This is a genomic window from Providencia sp. PROV048 (assembly GCF_033688165.1).
GTDB lineage: Bacteria > Pseudomonadota > Gammaproteobacteria > Enterobacterales > Enterobacteriaceae > Providencia > Providencia hangzhouensis.
Map to the genome: position 1 here is coordinate 385,759 of NZ_CP096360.1, position 26,036 is coordinate 411,794.

A 26,036-nucleotide genomic window follows, 5' to 3' on the forward strand; every position below is an offset into this window, starting at 1 on the left:
GGAATATTTCCCGCTTTAATTATGTGAATGATAAATATAGTAATTAGTAAAAAATACCAATGATCGCACAGTGAGCCACAAAACCTACCATCAGCGGCACGGCGGTTCGTTTTACCACATCAAATGGCTGCAGTTTTGCACCACTGGATACGGCAATGATTACCCCCGCGACTGGGGACATACCTCGGCCCATGTGTGAGGCTTGTTGCATTGGTAAAATCATTGCAATAGGGTTAACGCCCATACTATGTGCAATTTGTGGAATTAACTCAACGAACGCGAGGAATGGCGCATTACCTGAACCCATAATAATAGCAGCGGCAAGTGTGACGAGAGCGAACACAATCGCCATGGCAAATGGTGGCAAGCCGACGGATTCAGCACCTAAAATCAGTTGGTCAATTGCTCCACTGACTTTAATACCATGAGCGAACACTCCAGCGGCAACCAATAAGCCAACTACATTACTGAATGCATGACCCATACCATTTAGAAATGTTTGGAAGCCATTACAAACCGCTTTAAAATTACGTACGCGAAGTGTTTCAATCACCATGCAAATGGCCATCGCAATCAGCACGATAGTCACAACATCTAAGTGAATACCGGAAAAGAACAAATTGGACGTTCCTACTGCCATAATAATGGGGAGCATAGGAAGAAGTGCATAATATCCAGGAACTGACTTAGTAATTTCTTCTTTTTCATGTGACTGAACGGCTTTACCAATTTCAGGTACGAAACCTTGTTTTCGGTCACAGTGACGTTGCCAGAAAATATGGGTAATACCGACGACCAATACAGTGGCTAATGCCGCTGGCCCTTGATAGTAAAGCACATACTCAACGACAGACATATCGACCGCTTTCGCACCACGAATGGCATCAATCGCGGTTGGTGTATAAGCCACCCCAAGAGAAGTTGCGATAACCCCAGCCGCAGAAGCAGGTGATAATCCCAAACCAATCATAATTGGGAACATGGTCCCCATTAACAACACTGCTAAGCCTGTTGCTGATGGGATAGCTAATTGCAAGATACTTGCCAGCAAGAAAGAGAAAAATAGCAGTACATAAGGTGAACGCATATTTTTCAGTGGTTTAGTTGCAACACGTACTACCGCTTCATTGGCACCGATATGGTCCATATAGTGCGCAAAGCCCATCAATGCCATGATCATTAAACCGAGATCCGCTGCGCGGCTACTGAATAAATCTCGCATGACTTCAAATGGGTCGAGCCAAGTGATACCGGTGGTGGCGACATTTTTAGGGAGGATAGGACCCCAACCAAGGGCTAGGGTGAATATCATCAATACTAAGCCAGCGATTAATAGTACTGGCTCAGCTTTGTACCCCTTCAAAATAAATCGCGCAACCAAAACAACGATAATCAGAACCGTTAGAATTGGGATCATGCTTTAGCTCCTGGTTTGAAGCGTTCTGCGGTGATTTGTACCACTTGTTTTAATACATCGCTGGCGGCATGTAGGGATTTAACGGGTAAATATTCATAGATTGAATGGAAGTTATGTGCGCCTGTGAAGATATTAGGGCAAGGCAATCCATTTTGCGATAATGCAGCTCCATCATAACCCCCACGCATAGGAATGACTTTTGGTGTGATACCACAAGCTTGGTAGGCATCAACGGCAATATCAATAGGGTAACGGTTATCACCTTGTAGGCTATTGTAAACGTTAGAGTAGCGGTCTGATAGCTTACAAACAACACTTTCGCTTCCCCAAAGGCTTTCGCAGCTCTCTGCTAATTGTTTTAAGAAAGCCATACGTTTGCGATAGCCGTCTTCGGTAAAATCACGCACATCCATTTTTAAAACAGTACGGGCGCTGTTACCTGACATTTGTTTCACCCAATAATAGCCTTCGCGTCCATCGGTATACTCAGGAGCTTCACCACCCGGTAACATGGTAATAAATTTTTGTGCCATTAATAATGAGTTAACCAGTTTGCCTTTTGCGGACATTGGATGAGCCGATTTACCCGTAAAGATGATTTCGGCATCACCTGCGTTCCAGTTTTCATACACCAGTTCACCGATACCGCAGCAGTCCAAGGTATAGGCAAAATCAGCACCAAACTCTTTAACATCAAAGACTTTTGCGCCACGGAGGCCTTGCTCTTCATCTGGAACGAAACCAATTTTAATGGTGCCGTGCTTAATTTCTGGATTTTGCTTAAAGTATTGCAGCATATCCATGATAGAGGCAATTGCTGCTTTATCGTCAGCACCTAATAGGCTAGTTCCATCAGTGACAATTATGTCATCACCAATGTAATTCACTAATTCAGGGAACTCACTCTTACGTAGATAAATATTAAGCTCTTTATTCATGCATAAATCTTCACCGGTGTATGGCAAAATTTGTGCTTTAGTATCATTGGTTTGTTCTGCGCTAGTGTCTAAATGGCCGAAGAAAGCGACGGTTGGGACATCATAATCAAGATTGGAAGGCAAAGTTGCGGTGACAATAGCTGTGTCACGCAGCTTAATATCTTCAACGCCCAGAGCTTCTAACTCTTGGACCAGCTGTTTCGCAAGGACGCGTTGTCCTTCTGAGGAAGGCATAATTCCTGCCGCACCCTTTTCCCTATCAGTGGTGGTGTTAATTTTGGTATAAGAAATAAACCGCTCAACAATATTCATTCTTTTTATTCCCCAGCATCTTATAGAATGCATTTTACATTAGTTATATCTGTGGCTGTAATTTAATTTCACAGTATTATTCTTGTATCACAATTAAAGATATTCTGAATATCAGACCTGTTGAATTTTTCTAACAAATGCTAGTGAGAATATAAAATTGATAATTAATAGTGGCATTATTTGAATAATGGATTAGAATGAACGTTGTTATCCTCTTCAGTTTTTTTTGTTGTTAATTTATTGATATTAAAGATGAAAAATGTTTTATTTTAGTTAGAAACATTTTTTCCCTCCTTATCTTAGATCTGTTTATAAATACATGGTTTATAGCTCAGTGATATTATTTTAAATAATATTTTCATTCTTTATATTTTTTATTTTATCAATATATATAAAATCCAGAATGGTGTTTAATAGTGCATATTGTTGTTTTTATAAGATAAGTGACCACTCACTGGTGTTTTTATTATCAAATATGAGAGGTTTTTGTTGTTTTGGTTTTGAAGTATGTTGTTGTTTTTATGGGAGTTTAACTATAGATATATAAATTGGATTAATGAATGAAAAATATCGTAAATTTCATATTTGTAAAATAAGCGGTGTTTTAATGGTATACAAGTGATTTTTTTGTCATGATAAAATTAACAATACCATTTATTTTGCATAGTTTGATAAAAAATCAAATTTAAAACATGCAAATGTATACATAAATATGAAGCAAGGAACCAATATGCCTAATTTTACGATAAGTAAAAATAACATTATCTCAGGTTTTCAATGGTTCTTTTTTATCTTTTGTAATACGGTTGTTATTCCTCCGACGTTACAGTCCGCTTTTCATTTATCACCACAAACTACATTTGTTATTACCCAATATGCTTTCTTATTAACAGCTCTGGCTTGTTTATTGCAAGCATTCTTAGGGCACAAGCGCTCAGTAATGGAAGGGCCGACAGGGTTGTGGTGGGCAACAATTTTGACTGTCACATTATCAGAATCGATGCAAGGAACTTCTCTTGGCACTATCGGCTGGAGTTTAGCTATTGGTATTTTCTTGTCTGGGGTCGTGACTATTCTTATTGGTTTGAGTGGATTGGGCGGTTGGTTGGCGAGTTTGTTTAAACCGGGTGTTTTAGTCGTATTCATGTTTTTGCTTGGCGCCCAGTTAGTAACTATTTTCTTAAAAGGAATGCTAGGACTACCATTTGGTGTTGGCAGTGAAAATATTACAGTTAATTATCCTGTCTTCTTTTTAGCCCTCGCAGTACTGATATTTGTCATCGCAATGATCATTTATTTACCTATGAGTATCAGTAAATATGCATTATTGATTGGAACAATTACCGGATGGCTTGCTTATAGTGGGTTATTTGGCAGCACGATATCACCTGTTTCATCAGGGCAATGGGTGTTATTTCCATTAGGTAGATCCGATGAAATCAATATAAGTATTGTGCTGACAGCGATTTTGGCTGGAATATTAAACACATCCAATACGTTTGGAGCGATGCGAGGAACTGATGTTTTTTATCCCAATTCATTACCCGTTAAATCCTTATATCGGCGTAGTTTTATGATGTCAGGGGTTGTAACAATATTAGCAGCGCCGATAGGCGTAGTGCCTTTTTCACCGTTTGTCTCATCTATTGGTCTAATTACTCAAACAAAAGACAGTTCACGTATCTCTTTTACTATTGGCAGCCTTATTTTCTTATGTGTGGGGGGTATTGCGGTATTGACTCAATTTTTCCGCTCTTTGCCGTTAGCCATTGGTAGCGCGGTTATGTTAGCGACTTATTTGCCGCTGCTATTTTCTTCATTTTCATTTCTTGCGGATATGAAACTGAATGCACGTAATATTTATCGCCTCGCATTACCTATTTTTATTGGCATCTTTTTGATGTCAGCACCTGCTGCGGTATTAAATTCTTTGCCAACAATGTTTAGTTCTTTACTAGGTAATGGGTTACTCATGGGCATTATATTGGCACTTATTTTAGAAAATACGATCAAGTGGGATAACATTGCTTAATATTTTGATAAAAAAAGCAAAGATGAAGAAAAATCTTTGCTAGAAAAGAAATAAAAAGGGATATGGTTTCATTTGGGCGTTTATTTTTTAGTATAAACCCAATTTTTTATATCAATAGGCTTAGTGATGATTTTGTTATCAATCAAAAATTGTTGAGTTTGCTTTAACTTACTGATGTCATTATCAGTAATATTAACGGAATAGCGTTTAGAAAAACTATCTATACTATGAAAATCATGTATTTTTTTAATGATTTCAACATTAGTATCGCTTTCTTTAGCAAGTAAAATTTCTGCCTGATCGGGATTGTTTTGCGCATATTTACTTGCTTTTAATAAAGCAATACTCATTGCTTTAATCACATTCTCATTTTGATTTATGAATGCTTCTCGCCCTACGATAACAGAAATACCTGAGAGTTCAGGTTCAGTACGGGTTGAATAAAGTGTTGTAATCGTTGGGGATTTATTTTCCAAACGGGCGGTACTTTGCTCAGTCCATACCATCGCATCAATTGCTCCGTTTAATAATGCGGATTCAGCATCATTTGTCATTTGAATAATATTGAAGTCAGATAATTTATACCCTTGTTGTTCAATAAATAGCGTGAAATACCGTTGCATATACGTTCCTCGTGGTAATGCAACTTTCTTGCCTTTAAGGTCAGCTAATGAGTGAATATTGCTATCTTTTCTTACTGCGATATTGGCATTGATGGAAGAATCCTCTGACATGATTAATTTTAAGGGTACACCTCTCGATGTGGCTATAATTCCTGGAAAATCAGCATAAACAGCAATATCAATGGCATTTGTCGCTAGGCCTTCATTGACGGCAGGCCCTGCTCCTGCAAAACCAGAAATGGAATATTGGTAATCAACTTTTTGTAGCTCTTCTTCAAGATATCCTAGCTGTTTTGCTAAACCGAGCAAACCACTTAAACGACCATTATTATCTGCTGTACCAATACGAACAATTTTTTCATTATTTTTACTGCCAGGTAGACTTTCATCCCCACAACCAACTAAAATGAACGAAATTAATACTATAATAGGAAATTTGATATAATTTAATAATACCATGATATGTTCCTTCTAGATTTCATATTCACTTGCAAAAAGTTCTGCAGAATTATCAAAAAATTCTTGAAGAATAATTCTTTTATAATATGCAAAATCAGAACTGCCTCGATTTCGTGGATAAGGAAGATTAATATCAATTATTTTTTTTATGTTTCCAGGGCGGGATGACATTATAATTACTCGATTTCCCAAATATATTGCCTCTTCAATATCATGAGTAACTAAAATCATCGTCAGTTGCTTTTCTTGTTTGATAGATAAAATCTCTCGTTGCATCTCAATTTTGGTTAAAGCATCAAGTGCACCAAGCGGTTCATCCAATAACAATAGTTCAGGTTGGGTGATTATGGTACGGGCAATTGCTGCACGTTGTGCCATTCCTCCTGAGAGTTGTTTGGGATAAGCATTAGCAAACTCAGTCAAATTTACGAGTTTTAAATAATTTTCAACTAGAATTTTCTTCGTTTTTTTATCTATATGGTCTAATCCGAAAGCGATATTATCGGCAATTGTTAACCAAGGTAGAAGCCTATTTTCTTGAAAAATCATTCCTCTTTCTATATTTGGTTTGGTTATCTCTTTATTTTTAAATAGTACACTTCCACTATTGAATTGGTTTAAGCCTGCAATTATGCGTAGTAAAGTACTTTTCCCACAACCACTATGGCCAACGATAGCAACAAATTCACCTTGTTGAACTTGAAGGTTAATATCTTCTAAAACAGGAAGTAATTTATTATTGATAGTAAAGTTTTTAAATCCATTTTTGATTGACAGCATATCTATCTCCTTTCTCTTCTTAACCATGGCAGAAGGTAATAAGATATAATTAATAAAATTTTATCTAATAATAAACCGACTATACCGATAACAAGAATACCCACTATAACGACTGGGGAATCTAGCATAATCCGGGCATCATTGATGCGATAGCCAATACCCGAGTTAGCTGCGATCATTTCTGCTGCAACAACTGTTGCCCAAGATAACCCCATTGCAAGCCTTAAACCTGTAAATAGGTTGGGAAGTAGTGATGGAATATAAATTTTTCGTAATTTTTGCCAGATATTGAATTGATAAAGATTACCTAATTCAATATAAGTCATAGGTGTCGTTTGTATTCCATTGATAGTACTTAGTAAGATAGGGAAAAAGGCACTTTTTATAATAAGAATAATTTTAGTTACTTCACCAATCCCAAACCATAAAATCAATAATGGTATCCATGCTAGTGGAGGAATTTGACGTATAGCATTTAATGTTAGGTTGAAAATTTGGTTTGTTCGTAGCGACAATGCCATGATAATACCAAGAAAAAAAGCAAAAATAGCAGCGATAAAAAAGGCTATTAATACTCGGGATAAACTAATTGATAAATCTTGCCATAATTGCCCAGAATATAGCTGGAAATTCAAAGAATGCCATGCTTGTGGAATAGATGGAAAAATAACAGGAGAAACACCTCCAACTGTTGTTGTAATATACCAAGTTGTAAAAATAATAACTGGAAGTAGAAGCAAGAAAAAACTGTTTTTCAACATGATATATAAGCCTCAACTTATTTTGTCGAAATATTGATTGAGGAAACTCACATATGTTGTTGTATCCTGTAATCCAACGAGTTTATCCACTAATTTCCCATTATTTGAAACTGCAATAATAGGTATGCTTCTAAGTGAATACTTTTGAAGGATTTCAACAGAATTATCTACAGAGAGATAATTGATTTTATTGATTGAGTAACGTTTTACTAATGAAGGTAATAACTCACTCAATACTTTACATTTATTGCACCAACTAGTACCGAAGAATATCAAATTATTTTTATTTTCATTAATAATTGAGTCGAATGTTTTACTATCTATTTCATATATGTTATCGGAAAAGAAAAAGGTATCAGATTTTTTAGAGGGATGATTATCTCTAGTTCGAGCAATACATAAGATATCATCATCTGAAACTTTATGTTTTATTATTCCTTCGATATACACTCCTGTAATTGTATCTTTAGGAGCTGCATTTGGTAATCGGAATTGAGAGACATCCATAGGTGCTATGCTATTTTCTTCAGGTATATCTAATTGAGGGATCCAATCATAAGGGATTCTATAAGCACGATAGATCATATTATTGCGTTTTTTTCCTTCTCGCCAGTAAGGCGAGACATATTCCCACACAATCTCATGTTCATCTGTTATTTCAATCAATCGCCCATTTGAGCCTTCGGTAATTAAAGTATTACCATTTGGTAGACGCTGAGCGCTACTTACATATGGGCTATAGAATCGACTTGAATCCATGGGAGCGGCAAAGCCTAGTTTTTCTGCATCATGTTGCCAAATAATTTCGAGAGTAACTGGGTTTATTTCTAATACTCGAGAACTATCTCGCCATGCATTTTTTAAGCCATATACAGATGAAGGGTTTGGTGTTCCATAACCTGCCCAGCCTCCATTATCAAAAATTAACAGATTTCCTGCTCCTGGAAGGCCATGAGGTATAATATGAGCATGATGAGGTCCGATAATCCAACCAAGATGATGAACTTGTTTGTCGTTATAATCGGGCCCTAATTGCCAAACTATTTTTCCAGTTTTTCGGCTCGTTATTCCGATTATATTTGCTTCTCTAGAATCCCAAATAATATTATCAGGATGAAAACGTTCGTCTCCATGATCATAATGTAGATTTGGTCCTATACGAGACATGGTATTAATATGTAGATAATCTCCCATGCCTCCACCAGCACTACGCATATTTGGGTTACGATATAAAACATTTCTAGCTTCTTCGCTGAAATTTAATTCTGAAAAGTGATCGCTAAATGCCCATTGCCAGATAATATTACCTTGCCAATCTACTTCGATAAAAATATCATCAAGTAGCCATTTATCTGATATTTCAGGTTTGTAAATATTCTTATGGCATAGTATTAGAGTATTTCCGCTATGGGTTTGTGATGTTAATGTAGGAGAGTAATAACCAACTGGGTTTCCATCACGTTGAAAATCATGATGTTGTCTTGCCATCCATATTATTTCTTGATTGGGATCTTGTATTCTTTCTAATTTATTGAATGACCATATAATGTTACCATCCCAATCAAATTGAACTAAATCAACTTGATCTTGAACACCATATTTAGGTGATCGCAAACCATGACTACCAAATAAATATCCACCAGGTAAAATTTTATTAGGAAAACCATCAACTCCTTGCCATAAATGCACTTCTCGACCATTCATATCAATTAATAGCGCACCTTTTCCAGGTGCGTTAAAAAGGGTATAACCACTAAATGTTTTTTCTTTATTGAAAATAGTAGTTCCTGAAGGATAAATACTTGGGTGTCCCATATTAAATATTCCTATAGTAAATTTTTTCTATGTGGAATAATGGTATAAAGGTAATGGATTTTGAAATATCTTTTATTATGGTGTTATAACTTAATAGAACAATAAAGTAATGTTCTATTAAGTTTTTATATTTATAATGTTACGTAATAAGAATATAATACGTAATTAATACAAAAAGTTAAAAATATGATTGATTTTTTCCTAGTGATGGCAATAAGTATTGCTCATATTTTATGATTAGTAGCACAGTATGAATGATATTAAACTATATATGAATTCATTTACTGATCGTTACTTGCGGGCTAACATCGCGTTAGCCCGCAAGATTTAACGGCCTAAATAACTATCCCAATCTTTCCAAACGGGCTGTAAACCGGCTTGCACAAGTGCATTCGCTACTTGTGCGGCACTGCGGTTATCATTTGGGGAAAACTGTTCTAGCTCTTCTTTGGTATCTGCATAGCCCCCCGGTTGGGTTTTTGAGCCGGCACTGACGTTGTTAATTGCCAATGGTACCACGTGATCACGGAAATAAGGTGATTCACGGGTTGAGAGTGAAAGCTCGACATTCGGCGCCAGTAGGCGAAAAGCACAAATCAATTGCACTAATTCGGCTTCATTCATCAGTGATGCTGGTTCAACGCCACCTGCACAAGGGCGCAAGCGAGGAAAAGAGATAGAATAACGACTTTGCCAGTAGTATTGCTGTAAGTACAACAAATGTTCTGCAACCATATAGCAATCGGTACGCCAACTGTTTGATAAACCAATTAACGCGCCAAGGCCGATTTTATCTATACCTGCTTCTCCTAAACGTTCTGGAGTGGCTAGGCGCCAGTGAAAATCCTGCTTTTTACCTTTGAGATGATGTAGTTGATACGTGGGCTCATGGTAGGTTTCTTGATAAACCATCACACCGTCTAACCCCAAAGTTTTCAACTCCTTATATTCATCTGTGCTTAGTGGCTGCACTTCCATCATTAACGAACTGAAATAAGGGCGAATGATGGGGAATGTGTGGCGGAAGTAGTCCATACCCACTTTACTTTGGTGCTCCCCTGTAACCAGTAATAAGCTATCAAAACCAATTTTGCGAATGGTTTCGCACTCATTGATGATTTCAGCGTCATTTAGCGTTTTTCGCTTAATTTTATTACTCATCGAGAAACCGCAATAAGTACAATCGTTTGCGCATAGGTTCGATAAATAAAGTGGCACGTAAAAGCCAACAGCATGGCCAAAGCGTTGGCGGGTGAGTTTCTGGGCTTTTTGTGCCATCAGCTCAATATAGGGACGGGCAGCAGGGGAAAGCAGCGCCATAAAATCATCGAGTGTGAGTATATCTGTCGCCAAAGCGTGTTCCACATCGACAGGTGTTTTACTGTTTATCCGCAGTGTCGTATCGTCCCAATCCAGTGCTTGTAAGCGTTCTTGGAAACTTGGGATCATGATAAGGCCCCTAAAAAACGGGTCAATGGGCTGGACGCTTGCGCCTGTTGCTTCGGTGCAGCTAACCCACTTTGATAGGCCAATTCAGCGGCTTCGACCGCGAGTTTAAACGCTTTTGCCATAAGTGCAGGTTGCTTCGCTACCGCGATTGCGGTATTGACTAAAACGGCATCGGCACCCATTTCGATGGCTTCTGCCGCATGGCTTGGCGCACCAATTCCGGCATCTACGACGACAGGCACAGAAGCTTGTTCAATAATGATACGGAGCATTTCTTTAGTTGCTAAGCCTTTGTTTGTGCCAATCGGTGCCCCTAATGGCATAACAGCAGCACAGCCTACTTCTTCTAAACGACGGCATAACACCGGGTCTGCGCTGCAATAAGGCAATACAACAAATCCTTCTTTAACGAGCTGCTCTGCGGCGAGTAATGTCTCGATGGGATCGGGTAGCAAATAACGCATATCTGGATGGATCTCAAGTTTGACCCAATTGGTACCGAGGGCTTCTCGAGCTAGGCGCGCTGCAAATACCGCCTCTTGGGCATTTTTCGCACCGGAGGTATTCGGTAATAGCTTCACACCCAATTCTTGCAGTGGCTGTAAAATACCATCATCTTGCCCACGTAAGTCAATACGTTTCATTGCCATTGTCACCAATTGACTGCCGGATGTCTCAATGGCGTCTTGCATTAGGTTGGCGCTGGCAAATTTACCTGTTCCAGTAAACAGGCGTGAGTGAAAAGTTAAATCTGCGATTTTTAACATTATTAGCCCCCAGCGATAGCTTGAAATAACAAGATATTGTCTTGGTCATTAATGAGATGTGAATCCCACTGACTCTTCGGAATGATCACTTGGTTGATAGCAAGTGCAGTTCCCACTATTGGCCGGTTGAGAGTGGAAAATAATTGATTAACCGTCAGTGGGGCGTCGAATTCCATAGGTTGGTCGTTAATTATGATATGCATGTTTCTTCCCGACAGATTGGACATTGCAATGACGGCGTTAATTGCAATGTATTCCATTGTTGCTGTTTCCCATCAAATAAACGCAATTTACCGCTCAGTGAAGAGGGAAGGCCGACAAGTAATTTAATGGCTTCTAGTGCTTGCAACGTGCCGATAATTCCAACTACAGGCCCTAATACCCCGGCAGTGCGGCAGTTGCGCTCAGGTTCATCTTGGTCTGGATATAAACAGGCATAGCAACCGGTGCTAAATGGCGGCTCAAGTACCATTAATTGGCCGCCAAACCCAACCGCACTACCGCTAACTAAGGTTGTATTGGTCATGACACAAGCGGTATTGACCGCATGGCGAGTGGCCATGTTATCGCAGCAATCAAGCACTAAATCGACTTGTTCAGCTAAAGGAATTAAAGTCTCAACATCCAACTTCTGTGCGACAACATGGGGTCTTACCAATGGATTGAGCCGATGCAGCCTATCTGCGGCAAGCTGGGCTTTTGGCTGGCCGATATCATCGGTATCGTAAAGTACCTGCCGTTGTAAGTTAGAAACGTGCAAGTCATCGTGGTCAGCTAGCCACAATTCGCCGACACCAGCCCCCGTTAAATAAAGGGACGCGGGGGAGCCTAACCCCCCTAAGCCGACAATGAGGACTTTGCTATTTTTGAGTTTTTGTTGCCCCTCGGGACTAATGTCTTCGAGTAGTAGCTGACGGCTGTAACGCATGAATTCTTGGTCACTTAACATGATTGAATTCCTTAAATCATCACTCACCCTGTTTTATGATGATAAAGCAGGGCGAGTTATGTGATTAAAAATTGGCTAGTTGGCAGTATTTCGCTCAATTAAATCCAACAACGTTTCTGTTGCAGCGCGCCAATCATCGGCTTTGGTAATCGCACTGACCAGCGCAACACTACCTACCCCAGTTGCTAGCACTGCAGGGACTTTATCAATAGAAATTCCACCAATGGCGACAGTTGGGTAATCAGGCGTTGCTTCCACCATGGCTTTAAGCGTTTCTAAACCCTGAGGCGAAGAAGGCATTTCTTTCGTTTGTGTTGGAAAGATATGCCCCATAGCAATGTAAGAAGGACGCACGGATTTCGCGATAGCCAGTTCGTGCTCATCGTGCGTTGATATTCCTAACCGTAAGCCCGCTTGGTGGATTGCTAATAAATCGGTAGTTTCCAAATCTTCTTGGCCCAAATGTACGCCATAAGCACCCAACTCGACCGCTAAGCGCCAGTAATCATTAATAAATAAACGTGCGTTATGTTTTTTTCCTAGCGCAATCGCTTGTTGAATATCATCACGAACATCGGCATCAGGTTTGTCTTTGATGCGTAATTGGATGGTGGAAACACCTGCATTAAGCAAGCGTTCAATCCATTCAACGGAATCCACAACGGGGTAAAGCCCAAGGCGTTGTTCGGTCGCAGGAAAAGGACTATTTGGGATAGATATAGTATTTGGAATAGATATAGCACTAGGCAATTTTGGCATTTTCATCCACCTCTGCGTTCACAATTTCAGCACCATGGTAGAGCTCGCTGCCATGAGCACGGAAGGCTTCTGACATCTGTTCCATACCGGCTTCTTTTTGTGCCGCGTAGTCACGAACTTCTTGGGAAATCTTCATTGAACAGAATTTCGGTCCGCACATAGAACAGAAATGGGCAATTTTCCCAGAGGCTTGTGGTAAGGTTTCATCGTGATATTTGCGAGCAGTTTCAGGGTCTAATGCCAAGTTAAATTGGTCTTCCCAGCGAAATTCAAAACGGGCTTTGGACATGGCGTTATCACGGATCTGTGCACCAGGGTGCCCTTTAGCAAGGTCAGCGGCGTGGGCTGCAATCTTATAAGTGATCAGCCCTTGCTTAACATCGTCTTTATTCGGCAATCCCAAGTGTTCTTTCGGGGTGACATAGCATAACATTGCACAGCCAAACCAGCCGATCATGGCGGCACCAATACCAGAAGTAAAGTGGTCATAACCCGGAGCAATATCGGTTGTGAGTGGGCCTAAGGTATAGAATGGCGCTTCGTGGCAATGTTCCAATTCTTCCGTCATATTACGGCGGATCATTTGCATTGGTACGTGGCCAGGGCCTTCGATCATGACTTGGACATCATATTCCCACGCAATTTTGGTTAACTCACCAAGGGTATGTAATTCGGCAAATTGTGCTTCATCGTTGGCGTCTTGGATTGAGCCTGGGCGCAGGCCATCCCCTAATGACAAGGAAACGTCGTAAGCGGCACAAATTTCACAGATTTCACGGAAGTGCTCATACAGGAAGTTTTCTTGGTGATGAGACAAGCACCATTTGGCCATGATGGAGCCACCGCGAGAGACGATCCCTGTTAGGCGCTTGGCGGTCATCGGTACATAGCGTAGTAATACGCCGGCATGGATAGTGAAGTAATCGACGCCTTGCTCTGCTTGTTCTAATAATGTGTCACGGAACATTTCCCACGTGAGATTTTCGGCGACACCGTTTACTTTTTCGAGCGCTTGGTAAATCGGAACCGTACCAATAGGCACTGGGCTGTTACGTAAAATCCATTCGCGAGTTTCGTGAATATAACGGCCAGTGGATAAATCCATGACGGTATCCGCCCCCCAACGTGTTGACCAAATCAGTTTTTCGACTTCTTCTTCAATAGATGAGGTGACCGATGAATTACCAATATTAGCATTAACCTTAACCAAGAAATTACGGCCAATAATCATTGGTTCTGATTCGGGATGGTTGATATTGGCTGGGATAATGGCGCGACCCGCCGCCACTTCTTGGCGAACAAATTCAGGGGTAATATTCTCCGGTAAATTTGCGCCAAAGCCTTGGCCTGGGTGTTGTTGCAATAAAACTTCGCCACGAATACGTTCACGCCCCATATTTTCGCGGATTGCAATAAACTCCATTTCAGGGGTTACGATGCCTTTACGTGCATAGTGTAATTGAGTAACACACTTGTTAGTTTGGGCTTTTAATGGGTGGGGGCGGTTGTTAAAGCGCAGATGATCAAGACCTGCATCAGCAAGGCGTTGCTGGGTAAAATCGGAACTTAAATTTTCGACAGGTACGGTATCAGCTCGTTCACTTATCCATGGCGCACGAATTTTTTTAAGGCCTTTATGGACATTCAATTCAGAAACTGGGTCGCCGTAAGGGCCAGATGTATCATAGATAGGAACAGGTTCGTTATCTTCAAATTGAGGGTTATCTTTATCGCCACCAATCAAGGTTTGAGAGAGTTGGATTTCTCGCATCGGGACTTGGATATCGTCTCTAGAACCTTGTAAATAAATACGCTGTGAATTAGGAAATGAAACGCCAGAAACGGTATTAATAAAATTTTCAGCGGCATCACGTTGAGCTTTACGGGTACGAGCGGGTGCTGCTTGTGGCGATAAATCAGCAGTAGGGATGATATTTTGTTCTGTATTATTGGACATAGCAATTTCCTGACATTGTCACGGCTATCACAGTTTTATGTGTAGCGGGTTTATCGAAAGAAAGTTGCTTGTCAGGAGTTCGGAGGAGTAATAAAAAGTCTTGCGCTGAATTTTTCACCAAATGTAATGGGGTGAAATGACGCTGAGTGATTACTCTTGTTCCCTTCGCGGGTATTAACCCGATCAGGTTCCGCGGATCCCGAATTAACGGTCTCAGCCTGATGCGTTGCATGCTAGGCACTCCGACAAGAGGTTTCAGTATAAGCTTTCCTCGTTATTCTTCAAGCGATAAGTGCGTTGGCTGCTCTCGGCTACCCAAGTCACATACTTATGTATGCTCCTTGGGATATCCTCATTTGCCGCCTTCTTCTCACTTGAATAATTTAGAGGAAAGTAAAATGGAATAAGGTTATTTCCTTGTTATTTTTCAAGGGATAAGTGCTTCCTCGTTATTCTTCGTGCGATAGGTGCGTCGATTTCATAGATTTACCCGAATCACATACTTATGTATGCTCATCGGGATAATTCTATTTATCTCCTTTCTCTAGCACGAATAATTTAGAGGAACCTTTGAAAAGATTAGTTAGTTAAAACCAAAATTAAAATCAAGTTTGAAATTAAAATTGGGCTTACAAACCCCAAGTATATTGCGGCCAATTGTGTTCGAGTGCGGCTTGCGTTAGGCGTTGGTCACCGTTGATAATAAATACTTCATCGGCAAATTGGCACATCGGGAGATCGTTGGCGGAGTCGGTGTAGAAATACACATAGGCGTCAGTGATCGGTTGGTGACGGACCCAAGCTAATAGGCGTTTGACTTTACCTTCTTTAAAGGTTGGAATGCCGTCGATCTCTGTGGTGTAGCAACCATCTTGTTGTTTGATATCGATCCCCATCGCGACATCCGCACCTAGTTTCGCAGCAATTTTTTTCACAATAAATGAAACGGTTGCGGAGATCACAATAATTGGGATCCTTTTAGCTCGATAATTTGCGATCGTTCTAATGGCGTCAGGGTAGACTCGCGGTAAAATCACGTTTTGTACGAAATCATCCAACCAGATATCCACTTGCTCAGCTTTTACATTGGCGAGGGTTTGTAGGTTAAAATGCAGGTAAGTCGGCATATCCAAAGTGCCTGCATTATACTGCGCCATCATGGCTTTATCTGCCTCCACAAATTGTGGGTCGCTAATGATTTGCTTATCCCACAGATATTGTGTCCACAATACACTGCTATCACCTTGAATTAACGTATCATCTAAGTCAAAAATGGCCAGTCGGTTTTGCATTATATTCCTATCTACTTATTAACTAAGTGTGCGAATTTCATTTTTATTAAACATAAGTTCAAGGCGAGTTCCAGGTTCAAATAAACGCTCAGATGAGCGGTTAAGTAAATCCACCGTCATATCACCTGCAGGGGTATTCACACTATAACGAATAATATTGCCAAGCAACTGATGGTCCAATATCACGGCATCAACAGGGTGAGAAATATGGCTACCGTATTGGCGCCCCGCTTCTTTGACATATATAGACTCAGGGCGGATAGCAAGTGTACCTTGTAAATTAAGGCCTAACATCGTATTGGCCTTTTCGGAATCAACAAGGTTGTAATGGCCCATAAAACGAGCGACAAATTCTGTTGCTGGTTGGGTATAAATATTCTCTGCCGTATCACTTTGCACGATCTGCCCTTTATTCATCAAAAAGATCCTATCGGACATGATCATCGCTTCATCTTGATCATGAGTAACAAAAATGGTGGTTAAGCCTAATTCACGTTGAATTTGGCGAATTTGCTGGCGTAAGTGCTTGCGAATCCGTGCATCAAGAGCGGAAAGCGGCTCATCAAGTAACAAAATTTGCGGTTTCATCACTAATGCTCTTGCGAGTGCTACTCGTTGGCGTTGTCCCCCTGATAGTTGATGGGGGAATTGTTGTTCTTTTCCTTGTAATTCAACTAATTCAATCACTTCAGCGACTGCTTTAGATCTGGCTTGGCTATCAATTTTACGCATTTTTAAACCAAACGCGATATTGTCAACCACAGTCATATTGGGAAATAAAGCATAACTTTGGAACACCATACCCACTCCGCGTTGTTGCGCGGCTTGGTGGGTTACATTCTGGCGATTAATATAAAGTTCACCATGATTAAGTTGTTCAAGCCCTGCAATACAGCGTAATAAGGTAGACTTTCCGCAACCACTTGGCCCTAGTAGGGTAATAAATTCACCTTTTTCGATAGTAAATTGAATATCAGCAAATACCTGATTAGTGCCAAAAGATTTGGCTAAATTTTCTGCAATAACATAACTCATCATTCATCTCCTGAACGATTTAATCGCATTGCTAACCACGTCAGCAATAAGGTAAATAGAAAATAAGACATCACCAGGGCAGAAGTGAAGTGTCCGCTGGTTTGTCGCATATTGAAAAGATAGATTTGCAAAGTTTCATAACGTGTTCCCACAAGGATATTGGCAAACACAAATTCACCCATTAAAAATGAAAATGAAATTAATAATGAAACCAACATACCTTTGCGAATATTCGGTAACACAATCATCATGAAGGCTTGGAATGTACTGGCACCGAGTAAATGTGCAGCATCCATTAAGTCTTGCAAATTAATGCCTTGGAAGCTATTCGCAAGCGCACGATACATAAAAGGTAACGTGATGGTGAAATAGGTACCAATCAGGATCCAAGGTGTGCCAACTAACATGAATGGTTCATCAGCAAATATTTGCAGCAAGCCCACCGATGAGACCACAGGCGGGATCGCAAAAGGCAAAATAATGAGTAAATCCATCATCCCTTTGAGTTTGGGGAACCGATAAAATACCGCAAACGTCATGGGTAAAATAATTAATGTGCTAACCAGTAACGTACCAAAGCAAATTATTAATGAACGACCAAATGCCATGAGAAAACGCGGGTCTTGCCACAATTGTAGATACCATTTAATCGACAAGGCATCAGGTAGCACAGTGGCCCCCCAAGAGCTTGCGATGGAATACAAAAATGTGGCGATAATCGGTAGCGCTAATAAGCTAGCAACACAGATTAGTACTAATTTATGAAGCCATAACCCAGAGGATTTATTGCCATTGGTTATGGCTGGGCTAATCGCATTATTATTTTGCATGGTAGCTCCGCTTGATTAACCAATGATGGATGGAAGTTATAAAAGCTAAGATAGCGATAAGTAGCATTGATAACGCAGCAGCCATATTCGGCTCGAGAAATAAATCACCGGAAACTAAACTGGCAATTCGGATAGTCACAAGGTTGTAATTACCACTCGTTAACGCATAAGTACTGGCGTATGCGCCCATTGCATTCGCAATTAGGATAATAAAAGTGCCAAGTAAAGCAGGAGAAAGCACTGGAATAGCGACTTTCAACCAATAGGTTAGCTTACTTGCACCCATCGTTTTCGCTGCGTCTTCCCACTCCGGTTTTAGTGCGTCAAAGGCGGGGTAGAGCAACAACACACCTAATGGGATCTGAAAATACACATATAGCAGCATTAAGCCGCTGGCGCTGTATATATTAAAATCTTCGATAATCCCCCATGATTTGAGTTGTAAGGTAATCGCCCCATTGAAGCCCAAAATAATAATGAATGCGAAAGCAAGGGGAACCCCGCTGAAATTGCTGGCCATGGTGGTGAAGGAAATCATTATTCGGCGAATTTTCCCTTGCATTTTATAAATGGAAAATGCCGTGATACTGGAAATCAATAAGCCAATCACACTACAAATAACGGAAAGCCATAACGTGTTTTCAAACGCTTGCAAGTAAAAATCATTATTGAATACTTCAAGATAGTTACCGAATGACCATGTTTCTTCGTAGATAAAGCTATTAATGAGCACCCAAATCATTGGGGCGATTTGGAATAGACTAAACAACACAAAGAATGGCAAAAGTAGCAGTGCGGCTCGCCAGTGAAAACGAGCAAAGCGTTTTTTCAACATGGCAGTTTTTCCCTGTTGTTGGTATGTCTGTTCACAGGGAGCAGGGATATCAGCCATTACAAATCTCCTCGTAACAGCGCATCACAAACTGGTTTATCGAGAGAGTTGGCACCAAGTAAGTGACAAATGGTTCCGCAAATTGCAGTTTGCTCAATATTGCAGGGTTGATGAGAAAACTGCGAACCGATCACAAACAATGGTACTAAGCACTCTTCGGGGAGCGTTCCACCATGGCTACGATCATTGTTCATCCCATGGTCACTTGTGATCAGAATTTGATAACCTTGCTCAACCCATGTAGGAATATAATTCGATAGGATAATATCTGCATGGCGTGCTGCATTACGGTATTGTGGGGAATCAAAGCCAAACTTATGCCCTGTATCATCTATGTTCATAGGGTGGATCAATAAAAAATCAGGGTTAAATTGAGTCCGTAAATATTCCGCATCGACAAATAAATGGTCATCAGGGTAATGGTCTGCTTGATAAAAGCAGCCGTGTTGGATAGCGAGTGAATCATCGTGGGTGAAACGGTCTCGTAAGGCAACAAAAGGTGCCCGGTTATACAGTTCACTCACCCAATAATAAGCAGCGGCAGCGGTCGTTTTGCCGGCAAGGCGCGCGAGAGAAAATATGCTGTCAAAATGGGATAAACGGACAATTTGGTTATTCACAATACCGCTTTTGACCGGAGGAACGCCTGTTAGTATGCATTCATATAAAGGACGAGACATCGAAGGAAGCTCACACTCTAATTGGTAACATGTTGCGCTGTCGGCTTTGACTAAGCCGTTGAGATAGCCCATACAATGATGGGCTACTGAATAACTTAAACCGTCTAGGACAACAAGTATGACTTTTTCAGACATTAATTTTTCCTAAAATCAATTCATTAAATTACTGCTGGTGGATCAAAACTTGCTGTTGCCACATTTTAGGGAGATTACGAGACGATTTTTCCCAGCCATCTGCATTTTTAATTGGCTGAACATTTTTATATTGTTCTTCTGGTAATAATTTGGCTTTAATATCGTCAGGTAATGTTAGATATTGTGCACGAATTGGCCGAGCGTAGCCTTCAGCAAGGTTTAATTGGCCTTTGTCACTGAAAATAAATTCACGAGCTAATTTTGCTGCATTTGGGTTTTTGGCAAATTTATTGATGATTGTGGTGTAACCTGAAATGACAGAACCGTCAGATGGGATCACAACCGTAAAGCGATCGCGATTGATCTGGTCACGGTAATTCAGTGCGTTAAAGTCCCATAAGATGCCAACTTCGACTTCACCTTTTTCGATATTTGCGACAGTTGGGTCATTAACGGATAGGCGTTTTTGTTTGGCGAGTTCAGCAAAAAATTCAATGGCAGGCTTTAGGTTATTTTCGTCTCCACCACGGGCAAATGCGGCGGCCAGTACAGCATTATTGGCTTGTGCAGCGATTCCAACATCCCCAACGGTGACTTTATATTTCCCTTTGAGTAGGTCATCCCAGCTTTTCGGTGCATCTTTTACTAAATCATTATTGATCATAAAAGCGATAGACCCCGTATAGGCTAAAGCCCAATGGCCATCTTTGTCTTTTGCCCAATCAGGAATTTGTGACCAAGTTGTTGGTTTATAAGGCTGAGTTACTCCTTTTAGCACGGCAACAGGCCCAAAAGAAGCACCGACATCACCAATATCTGCTGTCGCATTATTTTTTTCAGCAGCAAATTTGGCAATTTCTTGGGCGGAGCTCATATCGGTGTCTTGATGTTTCAACCCATATTGTGTCGCTAAGTCTTGCCAAGTTCCTTTCCAATTCGCCCAAGTATCAGGCATCCCAACGCTGTAAACTTGTCCTTCTTTTTTCGCTGCATTGATTAATTCTGTTAAATTAGTCTCGGCAGCTAATGTCACACTGGATGCGGTCAATGATAGTAAAATCGCAGGAACGATAGTTTTCATTATTTTCTCACTTTTGAAGAACGGTGAACCGTATTGGTTACTTAGCATCCTAATTTTAAGACGTGACAGTTAGTTGATCCTTTTATGACAGTTTTTAGACATTTTATGGAATGGAACGTCTAAAAAGTGTCAAAATTGCTAAAGAAAAACAATGAAACAAACGTTTGAATGACTTTGTGTCAAAAAAGTATATTGTGTCATTAATAGATTTATTTTATCGACAATAAAAACTGACAAAAGACGTGAAAAATGAATAAGTTAAGATTATCAGGAACAGAAAGTGGTTGGTGGTTTATCTGTTTTTCCGGGCGTTTGTGGTTACCTCATGGAGACATTCCTCGAGGTATGGCAAAGGACTATTTGTTAGAAGGAAAAACAGCAACACCCATTGGTGAGTGGCAAGGGGAAATCGTCTGGTTGATAGCCGAAAAAATGCCATCAGATATGGCTTCTCCCCGTATTGTTGCTACGCAAGATGAAGGCTTATTTCGCCTCGCTGGGCGAGGTGTGCAATTAGCAGAATTCTATCGCTCTCACCGCTATTGTGGCTATTGCGGTACCGCAATGCGCCATAGTGAAACAGAGTGGGCATGTTTGTGTGATCATTGTCATGAGCGTTATTACCCGCAGATCGCCCCTTGCATTATCGTGGGGATCCGCCGTGATGACCATATTCTATTAGCTCAGCACCGGCGCCATTCGCAAAATCCATTATTTACCGTATTAGCGGGCTTTGTTGAAGTGGGTGAAACACTAGAAGAGGCTGTTATGCGCGAAGTCATGGAAGAGAGCAATATAAAAGTGAAAAATATTCGCTACGTATCTTCACAGCCATGGCCTTTTCCTCATTCTTTAATGATGGGCTTTCTCGCGGATTATGAGAGTGGTGATATTAAAGTAGACCCGAAGGAGTTGGTGAGCGCAAATTGGTATCATTACAATGAACTGCCTTTGATCCCACCCGCGGACACCATAGCTAGGCGTTTGATTGAAGATACGGTCGCATTGTGTCGTCAAAGTGAATATGAAACGGGCGAATAGCACAGCGCTGATATTGTTATCATTAACATGATACAATAATGAACTTCGCTCTTAGCCACTTGCGGCGGCCACTTATAATAATGGAGTAAATAATGACTGAGTTAAAAAATGACCGCTATCTACGTGCTTTGCTACGTCAGCCTGTAGATGTGACCCCTGTATGGATGATGCGTCAAGCAGGGCGTTACCTGCCTGAATATAAAGCAACACGCGCGGAAGCTGGTGATTTTATTGCTCTGTGCAAAAACACCGAATTGGCTTGTGAAGTAACATTGCAGCCATTACGTCGTTTTCCATTAGACGCTGCAATTTTATTTTCTGATATTCTTACCATCCCTGATGCAATGGGGCTTGGGCTATATTTTGAAACGGGAGAAGGCCCCCGTTTCCATAAACCGATTATGAGCGCAACGGATGTAAAAAATATCCCTATCCCTGATCCTGAAATGGAACTTGGTTATGTGATGGACGCCGTTCGTGCCATACGCAAAGCCCTTAACGGTAATGTGCCACTCATTGGTTTCTCCGGTAGTCCGTGGACTCTGGCGACTTATATGGTGGAAGGCGGCAGTAGCAAAGCCTTCACCAAAATCAAAAAGATGATGTACGAAGATCCGAATTCATTGCATTTGTTATTGGATAAACTGGCAGATAGCGTCATTTTATACTTGAATGCGCAAATTCGTGCTGGTGCACAGTCTGTGATGATTTTTGATACATGGGGTGGCGTATTAACTAAGCGTGATTATTTACAGTTTTCACTGAATTATATGCATAAAATTATTGATGGCTTAATTCGTGAAAATGATGGTCGCCGTGTGCCTGTGACCTTATTCACTAAAGGTGGCGGTCAGTGGTTAGAAGAAATGGCAGCAACGGGTTGTGATGCATTAGGCCTTGATTGGACGACTGAAATTGCCGATGCTCGTCGTCGTGTTGGTGATAAAGTTGCCCTGCAAGGAAATATGGACCCATCCATGTTGTACGCACCACCTGCGCGTATAGAAGAAGAAGTACAAAATATTCTATCGGGCTTCGGTCAAGGTGAAGGGCATGTATTCAATTTAGGCCATGGTATCCATCAGGATGTTCCGCCTGAGCATGCTGGTGCATTTGTGGATGCTGTTCACCGTTTATCCCGCCAATATCATCAATAATTATCATTTATTGATGTTCTTGATTTATGGTGTATTTATAGGATCTTGTAAGTACACCATTATCATCTATGATTAAGAATAATTAAATCTCATAAGCAATGGACGCATGATGGTTTTAGATACCCAACGGTTACGAACAGAACAAACTAGCCAAGCTTCAAAAATCATTTTGCATGATGAACTTCCACCACTCAAACTGATTGGTGGAGCGGATGTGGGCTTTGAACAGCAAGGCGCTATTACGCGTGCAGTGGTAGCTGTATTATCTTGGCCACAGTTAGAACTTGTTGAGTATCAAATAGCACGAATACCGACTCAATTGCCTTATATACCGGGGTTACTTTCTTTTCGTGAAGTCCCTGGGTTAATGGCGGCGTGGGAAAAAATACAAAATAAGCCTGAATTAGTACTCGTGGATGGACAAGGGATTGCACATCCACGGCGCTTTGGTGTTGCCTGCCATTTTGGGTTACAAGCTAATATAGCTACAATTGGCGTTGCAAAAAGCCGTTTATGTGGTGATGCGTTTGAGTTAAGTGAAGAACCCGAAAGTGTTCAGCCATTAATGGCAGGTGAAAATCAACTCGGTTGGGTATTGCGGAGCAAAAAACGCTGCAAACCATTATATGTTTCACCTGGTCATAAAGTAGGTTTTTCCTCTTCCTTAGAGTGGGTAAAGCAGTGTCTAAAAGGTTATCGGTTGCCAGAACCGACGCGTTTTGCTGACGGAATTGCATCGAATCGAACGTTTTTTAAGCGAATGAATGAGAAAATCAGCTAATTATCAGCAAAATATGTGGCATTGACAGATTTTCAGGTAAACTGCGAAGTATTAAGATTGATGAGTCAGAAATTATGTTAAGAAATCCCATTCATTTGAGGTTGGAAAAATTAGAAAGCTGGCAACACACGACTTTCATGGCAAGCTTATGTGAAAGAATGTATCCCAACTTTCAGATGTTTTGTCTGCAAACTGAATTTGCCGATGCAAAAGTTTATCGTTCCATCCTTGATTTAGTTTGGGAAACTTTGGTCATTAAAGATAGCAAAGTCAATTTCGACAGTCAGTTAGAAAAATTAGAAGAAATTATCCCATCAGCGGATGATTTCGATATGTATGGTGTGTATCCAGCTATTGATGCCTGTATTGCGTTAGGTGAAATTATCCATTCGAAATTGAGTGGTGAAACCCTTGAGCACGCAATATTGGTTAGCGAAGCATCCATTCGTACGGTTGCCATGCTCGAAATGACTCAAGCAGGGCGGGAAATGACAGAAGAAGAACTCAAAGAAATCCCGGCCGTTGAAGAGGAATGGGATATCCAGTGGGACATTTTCCGGTTACTGGCAGCTTGTGAAGAGCGCGACTTAGAGTTAATTAAAGGATTAAAATCTGACCTACGCGAAGCGGGGGTGAGCAATATAGGTATTACTTTAAGCTGATTTTTGCATTTTCATTATCGAAAACGTGACTTGACGCAGTAATGCTGAGTACTAAGACTTCACATTTGCCCCTACTCTGGTCTACATTTAGGGGCGAGAAGAAGTGGCTATCGGGGGCGTGTATCAGGGGCTGTCAATTTGGCATATCCGACGCACTCGATGCTTTGCAAACGATAAACACACTGTGTAAGGATAATTTATGAATAAGACTGAATTAGTTGATGCTATCGCAGAATCAGCGGACCTGACCAAAGTTCAGGCAAAAGCAGCATTAGAATCTACTCTGAATGCTATTTCTGAAACGCTGAAAAAAGGCGAACAAGTCCAACTGGTCGGTTTCGGTACTTTTAAAGTTAGCCATCGTGCTGCGCGTACTGGTCGTAACCCACAAACTAAAGCAGAAATCCAGATTCCTGCTACAACTGTGCCTGCTTTCTCTGCCGGTAAAGCACTGAAAGAAGCTGTAAAATAAGAACATTGTACAGCCGAATCACCAGAGGGGGTAAAAAACTACCCCTTTTGTTTATTCAAAAAGGGTTGCTGGTGTTGGGAACTATCTCAATGCTAAGCGCCTGTTCTTCTAATGCACCAAAGCTCCCTGAGTTTAGTGCAAGTGGTTTTATTGCCGATGATGGCGTCATTCGTATGTGGCGACTTAATGATGCAAAAAGCCAGCCTCTGGTCTTAATGGTGGTTTATAGCCCCTATAAAGGTACAGACACTTCCGTTAATTTCTTTGAATATCGTTCAGGCAATCTGTGGCAAATTCGCAGCCAAATCTTGAATCAAAAAAACGGTGATATCACCGAACAATTACGCTTCGATAAAAATAATGAGGTTATTTTTATGCAGCGTACTCAAGACGGCTATAAAACACCTCTTTCAACGGATGAAATTACGCGTTGGCGCTTTGAAGCTGAACGTATACTCGAGACAAACACCGCACTTATTGTTGGCGGCGTCAAACTTTATCAAGGTCGCTGGCAACAAGGTAAAGTGACGACTTGTGAAGGTGATGTACGCGAAGTGACTTTTGAGCCCTATGCTGAAAATTGGTTACAGAGCCGTGCGAAAGTGTGGCATTCCCAGCTAAATTTAGCGTGGTTGGAATCTTCTGAGGGGAATCAGCTTTTGATGGTGGCTGACACGGATTTTTGCCGCTGGCAACCTTCTAAAGATTCGTTGTAATATCTCCGCTCGTCGTCTTTCAATCCATAGCGTTGTTGGCTGCTCTCAGCTACTTAGGTCACATACTTATGTATGCTCCCTAAGATATCTTCGTTTGCCGCCTAGCTCTGAATTGAAATACTTAGAGCCGATATTTTTGCTCGTCAACTCGTAGCCTTTCGACCTTCAGCATTGTTGGCCGCGGTGACTTAGCCTAGTCACCTTGCCGTCTAGCTACGAACAGAAATTCTTAGAGTGCTTGTTT

Annotated in this window: 25 protein-coding genes and 1 riboswitch; of the genes, 7 read left to right on the plus strand and 18 right to left on the minus strand. The window is 40.9% G+C overall.

Annotation, left to right across the window (positions count from 1 at the left end):
* Positions 1-43: 43 nt before the first annotated feature.
* Together dcuC and pepT are read right to left on the minus strand one after the other, a co-directional pair.
* Positions 44-1,417: a C4-dicarboxylate transporter DcuC gene (dcuC, locus tag M1F26_RS01705; RefSeq protein ID WP_004264398.1), complete on the minus strand. Its 1,374-nt coding sequence runs from the start codon at positions 1,415-1,417 to the stop codon at positions 44-46.
* A complete protein-coding gene (gene pepT / locus M1F26_RS01710; protein WP_110592656.1) occupies positions 1,414-2,667 on the minus strand; it encodes a peptidase T in 1,254 nt (417 codons plus the stop codon). The genes dcuC and pepT overlap by 4 nt, the downstream gene beginning before the upstream one ends.
* Before the next feature lie 730 nt (positions 2,668-3,397).
* On the opposite strand from pepT, the gene M1F26_RS01715 reads away from it, so the two are divergent.
* A complete protein-coding gene (locus tag M1F26_RS01715; RefSeq protein ID WP_140172916.1) occupies positions 3,398-4,699 on the plus strand; it encodes a uracil/xanthine transporter in 1,302 nt (433 codons plus the stop codon).
* Between the two features lie 80 nt (positions 4,700-4,779).
* Here the strand turns inward: M1F26_RS01715 and M1F26_RS01720 are convergent, their stop codons facing one another.
* The 16 genes from M1F26_RS01720 to M1F26_RS01795 form a co-directional block, all read right to left on the minus strand.
* A complete protein-coding gene (locus M1F26_RS01720) occupies positions 4,780-5,781 on the minus strand; it encodes an ABC transporter substrate-binding protein (RefSeq protein ID WP_140172915.1) in 1,002 nt (333 codons plus the stop codon).
* Between the two features lie 12 nt (positions 5,782-5,793).
* Positions 5,794-6,561 (minus strand): ABC transporter ATP-binding protein, encoded by a 768-nt coding sequence (locus tag M1F26_RS01725; RefSeq protein WP_227528881.1) that lies wholly within the window; start codon positions 6,559-6,561, stop codon positions 5,794-5,796.
* 2 nt (positions 6,562-6,563) lie between these two features.
* Positions 6,564-7,322 (minus strand): ABC transporter permease, encoded by a 759-nt coding sequence (locus M1F26_RS01730; RefSeq protein WP_125895101.1) that lies wholly within the window; start codon positions 7,320-7,322, stop codon positions 6,564-6,566.
* 12 nt (positions 7,323-7,334) lie between these two features.
* Positions 7,335-9,137, minus strand: coding sequence for an arylsulfotransferase family protein (locus M1F26_RS01735; RefSeq protein ID WP_140172914.1), 1,803 nt, complete (start codon positions 9,135-9,137; stop codon positions 7,335-7,337).
* A 327-nt stretch (positions 9,138-9,464) separates the two neighbouring features.
* The gene (gene thiH / locus M1F26_RS01740; protein WP_140172913.1) at positions 9,465-10,586 is read right to left on the minus strand and encodes a 2-iminoacetate synthase ThiH; all 1,122 of its coding nucleotides are present in this window, start codon (positions 10,584-10,586) and stop codon (positions 9,465-9,467) included.
* Entirely contained in the window at positions 10,583-11,353 is a 771-nt protein-coding gene (locus tag M1F26_RS01745) for a thiazole synthase (protein ID WP_140172912.1), read from the minus strand. Before M1F26_RS01745 ends, thiH begins: the two co-directional genes overlap by 4 nt.
* A 2-nt stretch (positions 11,354-11,355) precedes the next feature.
* Positions 11,356-11,556, minus strand: coding sequence for a sulfur carrier protein ThiS (thiS, locus tag M1F26_RS01750; RefSeq protein WP_004264499.1), 201 nt, complete (start codon positions 11,554-11,556; stop codon positions 11,356-11,358).
* Positions 11,544-12,302, minus strand: a complete 759-nt coding sequence (locus M1F26_RS01755) for a HesA/MoeB/ThiF family protein (RefSeq protein ID WP_140172911.1) — start codon at positions 12,300-12,302, stop codon at positions 11,544-11,546. The genes thiS and M1F26_RS01755 overlap by 13 nt, the downstream gene beginning before the upstream one ends.
* A gap of 75 nt (positions 12,303-12,377) precedes the next feature.
* Entirely contained in the window at positions 12,378-13,061 is a 684-nt protein-coding gene (thiE, locus tag M1F26_RS01760; RefSeq protein WP_153674192.1) for a thiamine phosphate synthase, read from the minus strand.
* Complete coding sequence (gene thiC / locus M1F26_RS01765; protein ID WP_136135115.1) at positions 13,045-15,018, minus strand: phosphomethylpyrimidine synthase ThiC; 1,974 nt, start codon at positions 15,016-15,018, stop codon at positions 13,045-13,047. The genes thiE and thiC overlap by 17 nt, the downstream gene beginning before the upstream one ends.
* Before the next feature lie 143 nt (positions 15,019-15,161).
* A riboswitch (TPP riboswitch) is annotated at positions 15,162-15,273 on the minus strand.
* Positions 15,274-15,647: 374 nt separating this feature from the next.
* Complete coding sequence (locus tag M1F26_RS01770) at positions 15,648-16,310, minus strand: HAD family hydrolase (protein WP_140172910.1); 663 nt, start codon at positions 16,308-16,310, stop codon at positions 15,648-15,650.
* 18 nt (positions 16,311-16,328) lie between these two features.
* Complete coding sequence (locus M1F26_RS01775) at positions 16,329-17,345, minus strand: ABC transporter ATP-binding protein (protein WP_140172918.1); 1,017 nt, start codon at positions 17,343-17,345, stop codon at positions 16,329-16,331.
* Positions 17,345-18,175 (minus strand): ABC transporter permease, encoded by an 831-nt coding sequence (locus M1F26_RS01780; protein WP_140172909.1) that lies wholly within the window; start codon positions 18,173-18,175, stop codon positions 17,345-17,347. The genes M1F26_RS01775 and M1F26_RS01780 overlap by 1 nt, the downstream gene beginning before the upstream one ends.
* On the minus strand, positions 18,165-19,067 hold the full coding sequence (locus M1F26_RS01785; RefSeq protein ID WP_140172908.1) for an ABC transporter permease: 903 nt from the start codon (positions 19,065-19,067) through the stop codon (positions 18,165-18,167). Before M1F26_RS01785 ends, M1F26_RS01780 begins: the two co-directional genes overlap by 11 nt.
* Positions 19,067-19,882 (minus strand): alkaline phosphatase family protein, encoded by an 816-nt coding sequence (locus tag M1F26_RS01790; RefSeq protein WP_125895119.1) that lies wholly within the window; start codon positions 19,880-19,882, stop codon positions 19,067-19,069. The genes M1F26_RS01785 and M1F26_RS01790 overlap by 1 nt, the downstream gene beginning before the upstream one ends.
* Before the next feature lie 28 nt (positions 19,883-19,910).
* On the minus strand, positions 19,911-20,963 hold the full coding sequence (locus M1F26_RS01795) for an ABC transporter substrate-binding protein (RefSeq protein WP_140172907.1): 1,053 nt from the start codon (positions 20,961-20,963) through the stop codon (positions 19,911-19,913).
* Between the two features lie 249 nt (positions 20,964-21,212).
* On the opposite strand from M1F26_RS01795, the gene nudC reads away from it, so the two are divergent.
* The 6 genes from nudC to M1F26_RS01825 all read left to right on the plus strand — a co-directional run bounded on the left by nudC (position 21,213) and on the right by M1F26_RS01825 (position 25,792).
* Positions 21,213-22,004: an NAD(+) diphosphatase gene (gene nudC, locus M1F26_RS01800; RefSeq protein WP_140172906.1), complete on the plus strand. Its 792-nt coding sequence runs from the start codon at positions 21,213-21,215 to the stop codon at positions 22,002-22,004.
* A gap of 92 nt (positions 22,005-22,096) precedes the next feature.
* Positions 22,097-23,161: a uroporphyrinogen decarboxylase gene (gene hemE, locus M1F26_RS01805; protein WP_125895123.1), complete on the plus strand. Its 1,065-nt coding sequence runs from the start codon at positions 22,097-22,099 to the stop codon at positions 23,159-23,161.
* Between the two features lie 109 nt (positions 23,162-23,270).
* Positions 23,271-23,942, plus strand: a complete 672-nt coding sequence (gene nfi / locus M1F26_RS01810) for a deoxyribonuclease V (RefSeq protein WP_140172917.1) — start codon at positions 23,271-23,273, stop codon at positions 23,940-23,942.
* 74 nt (positions 23,943-24,016) lie between these two features.
* Complete coding sequence (locus M1F26_RS01815) at positions 24,017-24,604, plus strand: YjaG family protein (protein ID WP_102140164.1); 588 nt, start codon at positions 24,017-24,019, stop codon at positions 24,602-24,604.
* A 199-nt stretch (positions 24,605-24,803) separates the two neighbouring features.
* The gene (locus M1F26_RS01820) at positions 24,804-25,076 is read left to right on the plus strand and encodes an HU family DNA-binding protein (RefSeq protein ID WP_004264522.1); all 273 of its coding nucleotides are present in this window, start codon (positions 24,804-24,806) and stop codon (positions 25,074-25,076) included.
* Between the two features lie 71 nt (positions 25,077-25,147).
* Complete coding sequence (locus tag M1F26_RS01825; protein ID WP_306803984.1) at positions 25,148-25,792, plus strand: DUF1481 domain-containing protein; 645 nt, start codon at positions 25,148-25,150, stop codon at positions 25,790-25,792.
* The last annotated feature ends 244 nt before the right edge of the window (positions 25,793-26,036 follow it).

Coding starts and splice junctions, on each gene's coding strand:
- M1F26_RS01795 (WP_140172907.1), bottom strand. CDS start 20,963: ATGAAAACTATCGTTCCTGCGATTTTACTATCATTGACCGCATCCAGT.
- M1F26_RS01820 (WP_004264522.1), top strand. CDS start 24,804: ATGAATAAGACTGAATTAGTTGATGCTATCGCAGAATCAGCGGACCTG.
- dcuC (WP_004264398.1), bottom strand. CDS start 1,417: ATGATCCCAATTCTAACGGTTCTGATTATCGTTGTTTTGGTTGCGCGA.
- M1F26_RS01720 (WP_140172915.1), bottom strand. CDS start 5,781: ATGGTATTATTAAATTATATCAAATTTCCTATTATAGTATTAATTTCG.
- M1F26_RS01790 (WP_125895119.1), bottom strand. CDS start 19,882: ATGTCTGAAAAAGTCATACTTGTTGTCCTAGACGGTTTAAGTTATTCA.
- thiC (WP_136135115.1), bottom strand. CDS start 15,018: ATGTCCAATAATACAGAACAAAATATCATCCCTACTGCTGATTTATCG.
- M1F26_RS01725 (WP_227528881.1), bottom strand. CDS start 6,561: ATGCTGTCAATCAAAAATGGATTTAAAAACTTTACTATCAATAATAAA.
- hemE (WP_125895123.1), top strand. CDS start 22,097: ATGACTGAGTTAAAAAATGACCGCTATCTACGTGCTTTGCTACGTCAG.
- M1F26_RS01755 (WP_140172911.1), bottom strand. CDS start 12,302: ATGTTAAGTGACCAAGAATTCATGCGTTACAGCCGTCAGCTACTACTC.
- M1F26_RS01745 (WP_140172912.1), bottom strand. CDS start 11,353: ATGTTAAAAATCGCAGATTTAACTTTTCACTCACGCCTGTTTACTGGA.
- M1F26_RS01770 (WP_140172910.1), bottom strand. CDS start 16,310: ATGCAAAACCGACTGGCCATTTTTGACTTAGATGATACGTTAATTCAA.
- M1F26_RS01715 (WP_140172916.1), top strand. CDS start 3,398: ATGCCTAATTTTACGATAAGTAAAAATAACATTATCTCAGGTTTTCAA.
- M1F26_RS01815 (WP_102140164.1), top strand. CDS start 24,017: ATGTTAAGAAATCCCATTCATTTGAGGTTGGAAAAATTAGAAAGCTGG.
- nfi (WP_140172917.1), top strand. CDS start 23,271: ATGGTTTTAGATACCCAACGGTTACGAACAGAACAAACTAGCCAAGCT.
- thiE (WP_153674192.1), bottom strand. CDS start 13,061: ATGCCAAAATTGCCTAGTGCTATATCTATTCCAAATACTATATCTATC.
- M1F26_RS01735 (WP_140172914.1), bottom strand. CDS start 9,137: ATGGGACACCCAAGTATTTATCCTTCAGGAACTACTATTTTCAATAAA.
- pepT (WP_110592656.1), bottom strand. CDS start 2,667: ATGAATATTGTTGAGCGGTTTATTTCTTATACCAAAATTAACACCACC.
- thiH (WP_140172913.1), bottom strand. CDS start 10,586: ATGATCCCAAGTTTCCAAGAACGCTTACAAGCACTGGATTGGGACGAT.
- nudC (WP_140172906.1), top strand. CDS start 21,213: ATGAATAAGTTAAGATTATCAGGAACAGAAAGTGGTTGGTGGTTTATC.
- M1F26_RS01780 (WP_140172909.1), bottom strand. CDS start 18,175: ATGCAAAATAATAATGCGATTAGCCCAGCCATAACCAATGGCAATAAA.
- M1F26_RS01775 (WP_140172918.1), bottom strand. CDS start 17,345: ATGAGTTATGTTATTGCAGAAAATTTAGCCAAATCTTTTGGCACTAAT.
- thiS (WP_004264499.1), bottom strand. CDS start 11,556: ATGCATATCATAATTAACGACCAACCTATGGAATTCGACGCCCCACTG.
- M1F26_RS01730 (WP_125895101.1), bottom strand. CDS start 7,322: ATGTTGAAAAACAGTTTTTTCTTGCTTCTACTTCCAGTTATTATTTTT.
- M1F26_RS01785 (WP_140172908.1), bottom strand. CDS start 19,067: ATGGCTGATATCCCTGCTCCCTGTGAACAGACATACCAACAACAGGGA.